At 73.4% G+C, this 13,089-nt stretch carries 13 protein-coding genes; 4 read left to right on the top strand and 9 right to left on the bottom strand.

Annotated features, from left to right (window positions below; translation table 11 throughout):
* Positions 1-574: 574 nt before the first annotated feature.
* From C5H89_RS15435 to C5H89_RS15410, 6 genes are read right to left on the bottom strand one after another with little or no spacing between them, the layout of a single operon-like run.
* Positions 575-1,453: a hypothetical protein gene (locus C5H89_RS15435; protein WP_104107869.1), complete on the bottom strand. Its 879-nt coding sequence runs from the start codon at positions 1,451-1,453 to the stop codon at positions 575-577.
* Between the two features lie 8 nt (positions 1,454-1,461).
* Complete coding sequence (locus C5H89_RS15430) at positions 1,462-2,112, bottom strand: hypothetical protein (RefSeq protein ID WP_104107868.1); 651 nt, start codon at positions 2,110-2,112, stop codon at positions 1,462-1,464.
* Between the two features lie 50 nt (positions 2,113-2,162).
* A complete protein-coding gene (hemQ, locus tag C5H89_RS15425; protein ID WP_104107867.1) occupies positions 2,163-2,885 on the bottom strand; it encodes a hydrogen peroxide-dependent heme synthase in 723 nt (240 codons plus the stop codon).
* A gap of 42 nt (positions 2,886-2,927) precedes the next feature.
* Positions 2,928-4,304, bottom strand: a complete 1,377-nt coding sequence (gene hemG, locus C5H89_RS15420; RefSeq protein WP_104107866.1) for a protoporphyrinogen oxidase — start codon at positions 4,302-4,304, stop codon at positions 2,928-2,930.
* Between the two features lie 12 nt (positions 4,305-4,316).
* A complete protein-coding gene (locus C5H89_RS15415; RefSeq protein ID WP_104107993.1) occupies positions 4,317-4,961 on the bottom strand; it encodes a flavin reductase family protein in 645 nt (214 codons plus the stop codon).
* Positions 4,958-6,100, bottom strand: coding sequence for an LLM class flavin-dependent oxidoreductase (locus C5H89_RS15410; RefSeq protein WP_104107865.1), 1,143 nt, complete (start codon positions 6,098-6,100; stop codon positions 4,958-4,960). The genes C5H89_RS15415 and C5H89_RS15410 overlap by 4 nt, the downstream gene beginning before the upstream one ends.
* Positions 6,101-6,366: 266 nt before the next feature.
* Between C5H89_RS15410 and C5H89_RS15405 the strand changes: the two genes are divergently transcribed.
* Positions 6,367-7,272 carry a DUF4349 domain-containing protein gene (locus C5H89_RS15405; RefSeq protein ID WP_104107864.1) on the top strand — a complete coding sequence of 302 codons (906 nt, stop codon included), beginning with the start codon at positions 6,367-6,369 and terminating at the stop codon, positions 7,270-7,272.
* On the opposite strand, the gene hemE is transcribed toward C5H89_RS15405, so the two are convergent.
* Positions 7,265-8,305 (bottom strand): uroporphyrinogen decarboxylase, encoded by a 1,041-nt coding sequence (gene hemE / locus C5H89_RS15400; protein WP_104107863.1) that lies wholly within the window; start codon positions 8,303-8,305, stop codon positions 7,265-7,267. The genes C5H89_RS15405 and hemE overlap by 8 nt on opposite strands.
* A 71-nt stretch (positions 8,306-8,376) precedes the next feature.
* Here hemE and C5H89_RS15395 point away from each other — a divergent pair, with 71 nt between their 5' ends.
* Complete coding sequence (locus tag C5H89_RS15395; RefSeq protein ID WP_104107862.1) at positions 8,377-9,006, top strand: DUF3000 domain-containing protein; 630 nt, start codon at positions 8,377-8,379, stop codon at positions 9,004-9,006.
* Positions 9,006-10,349, top strand: coding sequence for a ribonuclease D (locus C5H89_RS15390; protein ID WP_104107861.1), 1,344 nt, complete (start codon positions 9,006-9,008; stop codon positions 10,347-10,349). The genes C5H89_RS15395 and C5H89_RS15390 overlap by 1 nt, the downstream gene beginning before the upstream one ends.
* Positions 10,350-10,360: 11 nt before the next feature.
* Here the strand turns inward: C5H89_RS15390 and C5H89_RS15385 are convergent, their stop codons facing one another.
* Positions 10,361-11,734 carry an extracellular solute-binding protein gene (locus C5H89_RS15385; RefSeq protein ID WP_104107860.1) on the bottom strand — a complete coding sequence of 458 codons (1,374 nt, stop codon included), beginning with the start codon at positions 11,732-11,734 and terminating at the stop codon, positions 10,361-10,363.
* A 244-nt stretch (positions 11,735-11,978) separates the two neighbouring features.
* On the opposite strand from C5H89_RS15385, the gene C5H89_RS15380 reads away from it, so the two are divergent.
* Entirely contained in the window at positions 11,979-12,437 is a 459-nt protein-coding gene (locus tag C5H89_RS15380; RefSeq protein WP_240181895.1) for a type II toxin-antitoxin system PemK/MazF family toxin, read from the top strand.
* Between the two features lie 31 nt (positions 12,438-12,468).
* On the opposite strand, the gene C5H89_RS15375 is transcribed toward C5H89_RS15380, so the two are convergent.
* Positions 12,469-13,086, bottom strand: coding sequence for a hypothetical protein (locus tag C5H89_RS15375; RefSeq protein ID WP_104107859.1), 618 nt, complete (start codon positions 13,084-13,086; stop codon positions 12,469-12,471).
* Positions 13,087-13,089 lie beyond the last annotated feature (3 nt).

The following is a 13,089-nucleotide window of genomic DNA, read 5'->3' as shown; positions in this document are numbered from 1 at the left end:
AGATGTAGGGGCAGTGCGAGGGCCAGCAGCCAGACAGCGCCTCGCCAGGCCCCTGTCCACAGCACGCCGGAAGCCACGGCCGCAGCAACGAAAAGGCAGATGCTGTGGCCGACCTCGGAGCGACGTGTGTGCTGATCGAGCTCTTTCAGGCCCTCCCGGGTGCCGTTGAACCCACGTTCTCTTGCTATGACCGCGTTCCACCCGACGACGTCGAGCAGCTTCCCGAACAGTCGGACCCCCAGTGCCGGGTAGAGCCGCGCCTCCCAGTGCCTGACCCGGAGCCAACCGTGACTCGGAATGTGTACCCGCGGACCAACGATCGAAGAAACCCACGCCATGAGGATGAAATGAGTGACCCAGGCGAAGGCGAACCCAGTCCGGCCGATGAAAACCCACGCCGCTGCAATACCTCCGGCGGCGAGTGCTGTCGTCAACGACGCGACCAGCATGACGCGTGCTGACGTGAGAGATAACGGCACACGCCAACGCTATAGAGGCTGACCTGCTGCACGGACAGGTGTCCCCTCTCTCGCAGGGCACCGGTTGTTGCGGGCCTGAGCAGGAGGGGGTCTGCTCAACCCTCCTCGGGGGTGAGGGTGGAACGAACCTCCACCCGACCCTCGCCGTAGGTCTGGTCTGCCCAGTCCTGGAGCGAGCCGTCGTCGTGGACGACCACCAGACGCACCACGTCGAGCCAGGCCCAGCTGGTCAGCACTCCGGGCATCCTCTGGAGAGTGTTGCTCAGCTCGGTGAGCTCGGCTGCCGAGTACGCCGCCTGGGCGACGCACAGCGCGCCGCCCCAGGTCTCGCGCAGGGTGACCTCCGCACCGGCCACGTCCTGGACGACCCGCACGTTGACGATGCCCAGATCGGTCTCCGCGGCCGGTGCCGGGTCCAGCCAGGAGTCGGCGTACCCGGGGAGCTGTCCGGCCACCCGCAGGGTCTCGTCCAGCGCGGCGCTGCTCACCTTCGCGGCATCGACGACCTCCCAGCCGTCCGCGGGCTCCGGGCACGGCGTGTCCAGATCGCTCTCCTCGACCGGCAGCTCGTCGTACAGCGCAGCGGGGACCGCCTCGGTGACGGTGAAGGTGGACCCGTCGAAGGTCCCGGTCAGCGCGAAGTCGCCCCAGCGCACCCCGGCACGCCGTTGGTGCTCGGCGTGCTCGGACCAGCTCCAGCCAGCCAGCGCGACGCCCTCGCACTGCGGAGGGAGCGATCGGGCGACCGGCCCCAGGCACAGCCTCGGGCCGCCCTCGGCTTGCCCCTCGTCCAGCACGGTGACCAGCCCGTCGGTGGTGACGGGGCCATCGGCGGCCGGCACCGTCTCCGGCATCGCCTTCGAGCCGCTCAGCGGCTGCTCGCGGGCCTGGTCGCTGGTGCCGCAGGCCGCCAGCCCCAGGACCAGGCCGGCCAGGGCCAGCGCCGCGGTGCTTCGCAGCTGCGATCGCGTCATGGACCCGATCATGGCGCACCATCGCCGGTCAGCAGGGGCAGGAGCACCACGACACCCCGACCCCAGCGCTGATCGACCCACTCCTGGAGCGAGCCGTCGTCGTAGACCACGTCGACCAGCACCTGTCCCTCGACCACGGCCGCCCCGCGCTGGCCGGGCAGCAGCGCCGACTCCTCGGCGACCGCCGCGAGCTCGTCCGGGGACAACGAGGGCCGCACCGTCGTGCCGGGGGTCGAGGTGGCGGTCGGCTCCGCGTCAGGTACGTCGTACCGGGCGGCGGGGATCGCCTCCTGGACGGTGAACCTCTCCCCGTCCCAGGTCCCGGTGACCGCGAAGCTGCCCCACCGGATGCCGTCCTGCTCCTCGTGCTCGGGATGCTCCGACCACCGCCAGCCCGCCAGCGGCAGGCCCCGGCACTGGGGTGGCCAGGACTGCGCCACCGGCCCCAGGCAGAGCTCGGGCCGACCGGTGTCCATGACCAGCCCCAGCTGCGGCGTGCTGACGCGGCCGGTGGCGGCCGGCACGTCCGGCTGCACGGGGCTCGACGGCGCAGCCGTGGCGGGACCCGGATCGCTCGCGGCGCCGTCCCCGTCCCCGGTGCCGCAGGCCAGCAGCAGTGCGGGGCTCAGCAGGGCCGCGACGAGCCTCAGGGTCCTCATGCCCTGTTCGACGCGTGCCACCGGGCGGTGGTTCCCGCTTCAGCCAGGGTTCAGGGCAGGCGGTCGAGCAGCTCGGCGACGCTGGCCCGGGAGCCGGTGTAAAACGGGACCTCCTCGCGCACGTGGCGGCGCGCCTCGGAGCCGCGCAAGTGCCGCATCAGGTCCACGATCCGGTAGAGCTCGTCGGCCTCGAAGGCGAGCATCCACTCGTAGTCGCCGAGCGCGAAGCTGGCCACGGTGTTGGCGCGCACGTCGACGAAGTCGCGCGCCATCTTGCCGTGGTCGGCCAGCATGGTGCGGCGCTCGGAGTCCTCCAGCAGGTACCACTCGTAGGACCGCACGAACGGGTAGACGCACACGTGCGCCCGGGGGGTCTCGTCGGCCAGGAACGCCGGGATGTGGGACTTGTTGAACTCCGCGGGCCGGTGCAGGGCCATCTGCGACCAGACCGGCTCCAGGCGTCGACCGAACGCCGTACGGCGGAACGCGTTGTAGGCCGCCTGCAGCTGCTGGCTGTCCTCGGCGTGCCACCAGACCATCACGTCGGCGTCGGCGCGCAGCCCGCTGACGTCGTAGGTGCCGCGGATCACCACGTCGTCGGCGGCGAGCTTGGCGAAGAGCTCCTCGACCTCGGCCGCCTCCGCGGCGCGGTCGGCGTCGCCGATCAGGTCGCGCAGCTTGAACACCGACCACATCGTGTAGCGGATCGAGTCGTTGAGGTCCTTGATCCGGGAGGCGTTCGTGGGGGTGGTCTCGGTCGGCGCGTCGCTCATGGCCCCCATTGTGCCCCTGTGACGGAGCGCACCCGCACCCGACTAGCCCCGCGGTGCCGCAAGCGCGTCGACGGCCCGGAGCGCGGACCCGATGACCGCCGGGATGCCCACCCCGTCGTACGCCGCACCGGCCACCGCGATGCCCGGCGGCAGCGCCGCGCGGAGCCGCGCCACCCGCTCCAGGTGTCCTGGGGCGTACTGCGGCAGTCCCCCGCCCCAGCGCTGCACGTGCACGTCGACCGGGACCGCGGTGCAGCCGGTGGCCTCGGCGAGGTCGGCGAGCGACCACGCCACCAGCTCCTCGTCGCTGGCCTGCAGCGCCGTCTCCTCGCCGTGGCGGCCCAGGGAGGTCCGCAGGTGCACCACGTCCTGCTCGGCGCCGGCGGCGCGCACCCAGCCCCACTTGGCGAAGGAGAAGGTGGAGGCCTTGATCCGGCGGCCGTCGACCGGCGGCACCAGGAACCCCGAGGACCCGCTGGCCTCGAGCTCGGCGACGTCGGCCAGCCGGAAGGCGAAGGTGACCACGGCCATCGAGGCGTACTCGAGGGGCGCCAGCTCGATCGAGGCCCCGGGGGCGACCTCGGCGAGCAGCCGCGAGGTGGCGGCCGCCGGGGTGGCCAGCAGCACCGCGGTGGCCACGACCCGCTCCGGGGCGGTGGTGGGCCCCACGGTGAGCGCGAACCCGTCGGGGTGCCGGTGCAGCTCCCGCACGGTGGCGCCGGTGCGCACGTCCAGGTTGCGGGCCAGGACCTCGGGCAGCTGGCCCATGCCGCCGGGGATGCCGGCGAATACGGGGAGGTCCTGGGTGGAGGGGACGGCAGGGGCCCGCTCCAGCACCGACCCGCGCTGGGCGAGCGCGACCAGCTGCGGCACCGCCGCGCGGGCCGAGATGCGACGGGCGTTGCCGGCGTACACCCCGCCGAGCAGGGGCTCCACCAACCGGTCCACGACCTCGTCGCCGAAGCGCTCGGCGACCAGGTCGCCGACGGAGATGTCGTCGGCGAGGAGCTGGAGCGGGGGCACCTCGGGCTCCTGCCGGGCCCGGAGCAGGCCGGCGGGCGAGAGCACCCCGGACGCCTCGAGCGCCGCGAGGTCCAGCGGCACCCCCATCAGCGAGCGGGGCAGGGGACGCAGGGCGCCCCGGGTCCAGATCCGGGACGAGGCGGTGGTGGGGTGCTCGATCGGCAGCCCGACCAGCCGGGCCAGGTCCACCCCTTCGGGTCGCCGGTTGAGCATCGCCTCCGCGCCGACGTCGACCCGGACACCGGCGACCGATGCCCGGCGCACCTTGCCCCCCACCTCCGGCGCGCCCTCCAGGACCAGGACCCGGCGCCCGGTGGCCGCGAGCCGATGCGCGGCGGCCAGGCCGGCCACCCCGGCTCCGACCACCACCACGTCGAGCGGCTCCGCTGTCTCCATGGTCCCAATCTGTCAGACCGCGACCGCCTCAAGCCCTGGGGGGAGGTCGCCGTCCTCGTCGGGCCGCACCGGCTCGCCGTTGATCCGGCCGTCCAGGCTGCTGGGGTCGAGGTCGTCGCGGTGCAGCCGCTTGAACCCGCTGCGGTGGAAGACCAGGGGCGCCCGCTCGGGCTCGGCCCGCACCTCGTGCACCGCCAGCAGCACGATGGTGTGGTCCCCGGCCTCGATCTCGGCGTGCAGCGAGCAGGTCAGCGTGGCCACCGCCTCCTCCAGCAGCACCGCGCCGCTGGCGCTGGTGCGCAGCGCCAGGTCGTCGAAGCGCTGGTCCGCCGGACCGGCGAGCTGGCGGCAGAGCACGTCGTGGTGGTCGGCCAGCACGCTGATGCCCAGCTGCCCGGCCTTCCGCAGCGCGGGCCAGGTGTTGCTGGTCCGCGCCACGGAGAAGGAGACCAGCGGCGGGTCGAGGCTGACCGAGGTGAACGAGCTGGCCGCCAGCCCGATCAGCTGGCCGCCCACGCGGCCGGCGACCGCGACCACCCCGGACGGGAAGGCCCCGAAGACGTCCCGCAGCGCACGGGGGTCAAGGCCGAGCGACGCGCCGGTCTTAGCAGTGGTCTCGGCAGTGGTTTCGGCAGTGGTCTCGGCAGGGTCACTCATGAGGCCGCCGCCCCGAAGGGCACCGAGGCCCGGCCGACGACCGGGGCCGGGTGCTGCCACAGGCCGCGACGAGCCAGCTCGGGCAGCACGCCCTCACCGAACCAGTAGGCGCCCTCCAGGTGGGGGTACGCCGAGAGCACGAACTCCTCGATGCCCACGGCGGCGTACTCCTCGACCAGGTCGGCGACCTCACAGTGGCTGCCCACCAGGGCGGTGCCGGCGCCGCCGCGGACCAGGCCGACCCCGGCCCACAGCCCGGGGTGGATCTCCAGGCCGTCCTTGCTGCCCTTGTTGAGCTCCAGCATCCGGCGCTGCCCCTCGGAGCCACTGCGGGCCAGGCCGGCCTGCACCTTGGCGATCTGCTCCTCGCTGATGCCGTCCAGCAGGCGGTCGGCCTCGGCCCAGGCCTCCTCGCGGGTGTCGCGGGTGATGGTGTGCAGGCGGACGCCGAAGCGGACCTCGCGGCCCTCCTTCTCGGCCAGCTCGCGGATCCAGGCGATCTTCTTCGCCACTGCGGCCGGCGGCTCGCCCCAGGTCAGGTAGACGTCGCAGTACTTGGCCGCGACCACGCCGGCCGCCGGCGAGGAGCCACCGAAGTAGATCTCGGGGATGGGGTCGGGGATCTGGGCGAGCACCGCGTCCTCCACGGAGTGGTGACGGCCGTGGAAGGTGACCTTCTCGCCGCTCCACAGGGCCCTCACGATGTGCAGGAACTCCCCGGCGGACTCGTAGCGCTCCTCCTTGGTGGAGAAGTCGCCGAACATCCGCTGCTCGTGGTCCTCGCCGCCGACGACGACGTTGAGCGCCAGCCGTCCCCCGGAGAGGTTCTGGAAGGTCCCGGCCATCTGGGCGCCCAGGAACGGGGCCACCAGGCCGGGGCGGAAGGCGACCAGGAACTTCAGCCGCTCCGAGAGGGTGCTGAGCATCGCGGTGGAGACCCAGGCGTCCTCGCACCACGCGCCGGTCGGGGTGAGCGCCGCCTCGAAGCCGAGCTGTTCCGCGCTCCGGGCGATCTGGCCCAGGTAGGGCACCGAGGCGGGGCGCTGGGAGCCCTGGGCGTCGACGCCGTGACCCCCGCCGACGACCTGCCGACCGTCGCCGCCGTTGGTGGGCAGGAACCAGTGGAACTTCAACGACATGAGCTTCCTCGTCTTCTTCTAGGGCTGAGCGTGGTCAAGGCGGACGCCCCTGGGGACGAGCAGCCCGAGCCGCGGAGCTACTCGAACAAGTAAGTCTATTGGTTTGATGTACATTAACTCACCATCCGCCCTGCCGCCAAGCGCCAACCCGCCCGCCCGCCGACGGTTCTGCCAAGCGGGTCCCTGCTCCCCCGCTTCAGCGTGGTGGGCGACCCGCCCGGCTGAGGCCGGCGGAACCAACCCGGGACGGCCGGCGTCGTAGGGCCATGACCCGACGAATCCGCACCGCCGCCGCAGCTGCGCTCCTGGCCACCCTCGCCGCGCTCGGCGGGTGCTCGTCCAGCGACCAGGACGCCGCCCACTCGACCGCCGACTCGGCTGCCCAGGAAGGCGATGCCGGCGCGGGCACCTCTCAGGCGGACGCCGGCCCCGGCGCCCGCGCCGCCGCCACCGCCCGTCCGGCGGTCGCCGAGCGCGCCGTGATCGCCACCGCCACCGTCGCCCTGCACAGCGACGACGTGCGCGCCGCGCGCAACGACGTCCAGCAGGTCGCGGACGCGCTGCGCGGCGAGGTGGCCGACGAGGAGGCCGACTCCAGCGACGGCGAGCTGGTCTGGACCCGGCTGGTGCTCCGCGTGCCGACCGCCAGGTTCGGCGACGCGATCACCCGGCTCGAGGAGATCGGCGAGCTCGACTCCACCGAGCGGGACACCGAGGACGTGACCACCCAGGTCATCGACAACGAGGTCCGGATCCGGGCCCAGGAACGGAGCCTGCGGCGGATCGAGGTGCTCCTGGACCGCGCCGACCGGATCGCCGACATCGTCTCGATCGAGTCCGAGCTGACCCGGCGCCAGTCCGACCTCGACTCGCTCAAGCAGCAGCGGGTCTGGCTGGCGGACCAGACGTCGATGTCCACCATCACCGTGCACGTGGAGCGGACGGCGGCAGGCGCCACCCCCGAGACCGAGGAGTCGGGCTTCCTCAGCGGCCTGGCGTCCGGCTGGGACGGCCTGAGCGGGGCGGCGGTGGCGCTGGCCACCGTGGCCGGGCTGCTGCTGCCCTGGGCCGTCGTCGCGCTGGCGCTCGGACTGCCGCTGTGGTGGGTGGCGCGCCGCGGCCCGCGCAGCGGACGAAACGCGGCCGAGCCGCCGGCGCAGCCGCTCAGCTGAGCGGGTAGCCCTGGACGAACTCGGTCAGGCGCGCCAGCTGGTCGGGGTCGGTCGAGGGGATGACTCCGTGGCCCAGGTTGAAGATGTGACCCTTGGCCGCCCGGCCCGCCTCGATGACCTGCGCGGCGCGGGCCGTCATCACCTCGGTCGGGGCGAAGACCAGTGTCGGGTCCAGGTTGCCCTGCACCGCGTGGTCCCCGACGAGCTCGATGCCCCGCTCCAGCGGGGTGCGCCAGTCGATGCCCACCACGTCGGCACCGGCCTCCCCCATCAGTCCCAGCAGGTTGGTGGTGCCCACGCCGAAGTGGATGCGGGGCACGCCGAGCGCCCCGGCGTCGGCGAGCACGCGCGCGGAGTGCGGCATCACGTGCTCGGCGTAGTCGGCCGGGGTCAGGGCGCCCGCCCAGGAGTCGAACAGCTGCACCGCGGAGGCGCCCGCCTGCACCTGCACCTGCAGGTAGGCACTGGCGATGCCGGCGATCTTGCGCATCAGCGCGTCCCAGACCTCGGGGGCGCCGAACATCATGGCCTTGGTCTTGGCGTGCTCCTTCGACGGCCCGCCCTCGACCAGGTACGACGCGACGGTGAACGGGGCGCCCGCGAAGCCGATCAGCGGGGTGGCGCCGAGCTCGCCGACCAGGCCCCGCACCGCCTCGGTGATGAAGCCGACGTGGTCGGGGGTGAGGTCGGGGATGGCCGCCACGTCCTGCAGGGTGCGGACCGGCGAGGCGACCACGGGGCCGACGCCCGGGACGATGTCGAGGTCGACACCGACGGCCTTGAGCGGCAGCACGATGTCGGAGAAGAAGATGGCGGCGTCCACGCCGTACCGGCGGACGGGCTGCATGGTGATCTCGACGACCAGGTCGGGGTCCATGCACGACTCCAGCATGCCCACGCCCTCGCGCACCTTGAGGTACTCGGGCAGGGAACGACCGGCCTGACGCATGAACCAGACGGGGGTGTGCGGGACGGGCTCTCCGCGGGCGGCCTTGAGGAAGGCGCTGTCCGCGGCTGCTGGCGAAGGACTCACCCGGCGATCATCGCAGGTCAGGCGGCGTGTTGGCACATCGCGGATTGCGCCTTCCGACGTAGGCTGCGTCCATGGTCGTCCACTCTGAGACGTATCCCGAACGGGGTGCGGAGGAAGTGCCCGCGGAGTTCCGCGAGGCCGTTCGGGCGATGGCCGCAGCCGTCCTGCGTCCGGAGATCTTCTGCGAGGAGATGCCGGCGCCGCAGCGCATCGCCCCGCACTCCAGCGCCCTGACCGCCGACGTCACCGTCGACGACCTCGAGCTCGGCACCGGACGGATCATCCTGCTCCACGACCCCGCCGGCAACGACGCCTGGGACGGCACCTTCCGCTGCGTGGCCTACGCCCGCGCGGAGATCGACCCCGAGCTGATCACCGACCCGCTGCTCGGCGAGGTCGGCTGGAGCTGGCTGACCGAGGCGCTGGGCGCCCACGGGGCCGCCTTCACCGCTGCCTCCGGCACCGTCACCCGGGTCGCCTCGGAGAGCTTCGGCCAGATGTCGGACGACGAGGGCACCGCCCAGATCGAGATCCGCGCCTCGTGGACCCCGGTGGCCGCGGACGGCGACGGCGCGCTGGACATCACCCCGCACGTCGAGGCCTGGGGCGAGCTGCTCTGCACCGCAGCCGGACTGCCACCACTGCCGCCCGGCGTGACCGCGATCCCCAGCCGACGAGGGCAGCGAGGCGTCGGCGTCTGATGACCTCAACCCCCGACGACGAGGTCCTGACCACCGACGCCTCAACGGAGGGTGACGCCGAGCCGGCGCCCCCCGTCCCCCTGCTCACCCTCAGTGGCGGCATCCCCGACATCGTGGACACCCCCGCAGCACTGGCCAAGGCCTGCGCGGCGCTCGCCGCGGCGACCGGGCCGGTGGCGATCGACGCCGAGCGGGCCTCGGGGTACCGCTACTCCAGCCGGGCGTACCTGATCCAGCTGCGCCGCGGCGACTCCGGGACCTGGCTCATCGACCCCATCCCCTTCGGCTCCGACCTGCCGGAGCTCGCCGAGGCCCTGGGCACCGAGGAGTGGATCCTGCACGCGGCCACCCAGGACCTGCCCTGCCTGCGCGAGGTCGGCCTGACGCCCACGGCGATCTTCGACACCGAGCTGGCGGGTCGACTTCTCGGCTACCGCCGGGTCGGGCTGGCGACGCTGGTCGAGGAGATCGTGGGCCTGCGGATGCGCAAGGAGCACTCCGCCGCCGACTGGTCCACCCGCCCGCTCCCCCGCCCCTGGCTGGAGTACGCCGCCCTGGACGTCGAGGTGCTCGTCGACCTGCGCGACCACATGGCCGCCGAGCTCGTCGAGCAGGGCAAGGACGAGTGGGCGCGCCAGGAGTTCACCCACCTGCTGGACTTCCAGCCCGCGGTCCGGGTGGAGCCGTGGCGCCGTACCTCCGGGATGCAGCGGCTGCGCGGCCGCCGCCAGCTGGCCGCGGTCCGCGCCCTGTGGGAGGCCCGGGACGACCTGGCGCGCCAGCGGGACGTGACGCCGGGCCGGATCATCCCCGACTCCGCGATCATCGCCGCCGCCACCGCGATGCCGACCGACCGCGGCGCCCTGCTGGCGACCCGGGGCTTCCACGGGCGCGGCGCCGAGCGGTACGCCTCCCGCTGGACCGCCGCCCTGGCCGAGGCGGCCCAGCTGCCCGAGGACCAGCTGCCGCAGCGCTCACCGCGCGGCGACGGACCGCCCCACCCGCGCACCTGGGCCGAGCGGGAGCCCGCCGCGGACCGGCGCTTCAAGGCGGCCCGCGCGGCCACCCTGGCGCTCGCCGAGGCCAACCACCTGCCGGTGGAGAACCTGATCACCCCCGACTACGTGCGGCGCGCCATGTGGGCCCCGCCCGCGACCCGGGACGAGCAGGAGCTGGCCGAGCAGCTGGCCGAGCAGCTGCGCTCCTACGGCGCCCGCCCGTGGCAGGTCGAGCTGGTCACGCCGCCGCTGGTGGACGCCGTGCTGGTGGGCGACCAGCCGGTCGAGGAGGAGCCCGACGACCTCGGCCTGCTCGGAGACCCGGCCGACGCCGACGCGGAGTAGGCCCCGCGCCGTCACTGCTCCGTGGGGGCCTCGGTCTCCTCGGCGTCCTCGCGCTCCAGCACCGTGCGGGACGCCTCGTCGATCTGCTCCGTCACCGCGTCCAGGTCGAGCTCGCCGGGCGCGGTCAGCAGCTCCTGGAGCTGCGGCGCGACCGCGTCCTCGAGCTCGTCCCAGGACTCGACCAGCGGCGGGATCACCATGCCGCGCACCGCGATGTTGAAGATGCGGGAGTGGATCGGCTGACGACCGCGCTGCAGGAAGGCGTCGGAGCCGGCCACCGAGAGGTTCGCCGGCACCATCGACCCGGCGGCGGTGACCTGCTCCACCGGGCCGTCGCCGACCAGGTAGGCGATCAGGTCCGCGGCCGCCGCGGCGTCCTCGGTCTTGGCCGACATGCACAGGCCGGTGACGTCACCGGAGGTGCTGCTGGTCTCCAGGGTCGGCATCGAGACCACGTCGAACCAGAGCCCACGCACCGCGCGCAGCTCGGGCACCAGGTCGCGATAGCCGGCGATCATGCCGAGCTTGCCGCGCTTGAACCACTCCAACGGCGTGTGCCGGGCCAGCTGCTCCTCGGTCAGGGTCAGGCTGGCGTCCCGCAGCACCGCCAGGGACTGCTCCAGCGCGGCGCGGGAGGCGTCGTCGGAGAAGCTCAGGGAGGTGGGCTCGGACGAGTCGTTCCACACCGACCCGCCGCCGGAGGTGATGAACGGCGCGAGGCCCTCGATGGTGGCGTCGATGTGGAAGCCCGCGGTGCCGCGCCGGGGCCGGGCCGCGAAGTCCGCCGCGGTGGCGAACTGCGCCAGGGACCAGCGGTCCCAGCGGGCGGGGACGTCCAGGCCGCGGCGCTCCATCTTGGCGAAGTCCACCAGCTTGGAGTTCACGTAGAGCACCATCGGGGAGACCGAGTAGGCCATGCACTGCAGCTCGTCGTCCACGCCGTAGGACTGCACGGCGTCCCGGGAGAACCGGTCACCGAAGTCCACGCCGCGCTCGTCGAGCAGCTCGCTGACTGGCCGGGTGACGTCGTCCTGGAGGAGGTGGTCGAGGTCCTCGCGGGAGGACATGAAGACGTCGGGCACCTCGCCGCGGCGTACCGCGCGGGAGGCAGTGTCCTTGTCCGTCCACACCTTCAGGGTGACCTCGCCGGTGTCGGAGGACTCGTTGAACTCCGCCACCACGTTCTTCCAGGCCTCGGCCTCCTCGGGGGACCCGTAGACCCCGAGCGTGAGGTCGGTGGGCGAAGGGGTCGCCGTCGGGCTGGCGGCCGCGGTGGTGGGATCCGGCTTGGGCGCCGTCCCGTCCTCAGGATCGCTGCACCCGGTCGCCACCAGGGCGAAGGTCAGGGCAGCAGCAAGTGCCAGGGCCGGACGGCGGGTCGGCATGGGGGAAGCTCACTCTCGTCGCACGGTGCAGGGCCCCCTCACCCTACCGAGCCCTCGGTCGCGCCCCGCCAGGAGCGCCGTACCTGTTTCTCGCTCGTGGTCACGAACTACAATGGTCAACGGTGGTGCGTCGGGCTGCGGCAGCCCCGGGTCCCAAAAATAGCCGCCACGAGCGGCCACGTGCCGAGAGGCGCTCCCGGTCCGGCGCATCACCACTGACGGCACGTTGGGTAGCGTGCTCGAGATGAGCCTCCTGCGCCGCACCCTCGAACTGCTCTCCTCGCGACGAGCTGGCCCGCAGCCGAGACAGGGCGCGGTGCCGCGCGTCGAGTACGCCGCCGAGAGGGACGGGCAGCCCGACCCGGGCGAGGTCGTGTGGGGCTGGGTGCCCTACGAGGACGACCCGCGGCAGGGCAAGGACCGCCCGGTGCTGCTGCTGGGCCGGGACGGCGGCCAGTGGCTGGGCCTGATGCTGAGCAGCCAGGACCACGACCTGGACGCCGCCGACGAGGCCCGGCACGGACGGCACTGGATGGACGTGGGCAGCGGCGCCTGGGACCGCCAGGGGCGCCCCAGCGAGGTCCGGCTGGACCGGCTGCTGCGCCTGGACGAGAGCGTCATCCGGCGCGAGGGCGCAGCGCTGGACGAGCCGATGTTCCACAGCGTGGTCACCGCGGCCCGGCGCTTCCATGACCTGGGCTGACCTGGGCTGACCTGGGCTGAGGCAGCTCAGCTCAGCTCAGCTCGCCGAGCATCTCCTGCCGGGCCGCGGACTCCAGCTGCTCGGCCAGGCCCAGCATCCTGACGGTGTCCTCGTGGCTGGCCCCGCGGACCCGGCCGTCCTCGTCGTGCCGCGTGGCCCGGCCGACCGCCACCACGTGGGCGAAGGCGGCGGCGCGGTGCAGCACGTCGGCGAAGTCGGCCTGCACGATGCCGCGCAGGACCGCATCGACCATGGCGCGCAGCTGCTCCGGTCCGGGCGGGTCCGCCACCCCGGCCACCACCCGGGCCACCGGCGCGGCACGCCGGCCGGCCTCGAACTCCACCGCCGCACGCTCGGGGTCGGCGTACACCCAGGAGCGGAGCAGGTAGAGCCGCCACAGCGCCCCGGCGAGGGAGTCCGCGGGCGAGCCGGACCACAGCTCGGCCAGCACCTCCAGCCCCTCGGTCTCGGCGAGGTGCACCACCCGCTCGGCGATCGCGTCGTCACCGCTGGCGCGGGCACCACGGACCATCAGCACCGCGGCCCGGTCCGCGGCCTCCCGGAGCAGGGCCGGGTCGCCGCCGGTCTCGATCTCGTCGAAGAACTTGTCCCCCGGCGCCATCGGCCGGTGGTGTGCCCGCTCGCCCATCGC

The sequence above is a fragment of the Nocardioides sp. 616 genome, from assembly GCF_002930065.1.
In the GTDB taxonomy this organism is placed as follows: Bacteria; Actinomycetota; Actinomycetes; order Propionibacteriales; family Nocardioidaceae; genus Nocardioides; species Nocardioides houyundeii.
Note: the sequence above shows the minus strand (reverse complement) of the source record. Positions and strands in the feature narration are given on the sequence as shown.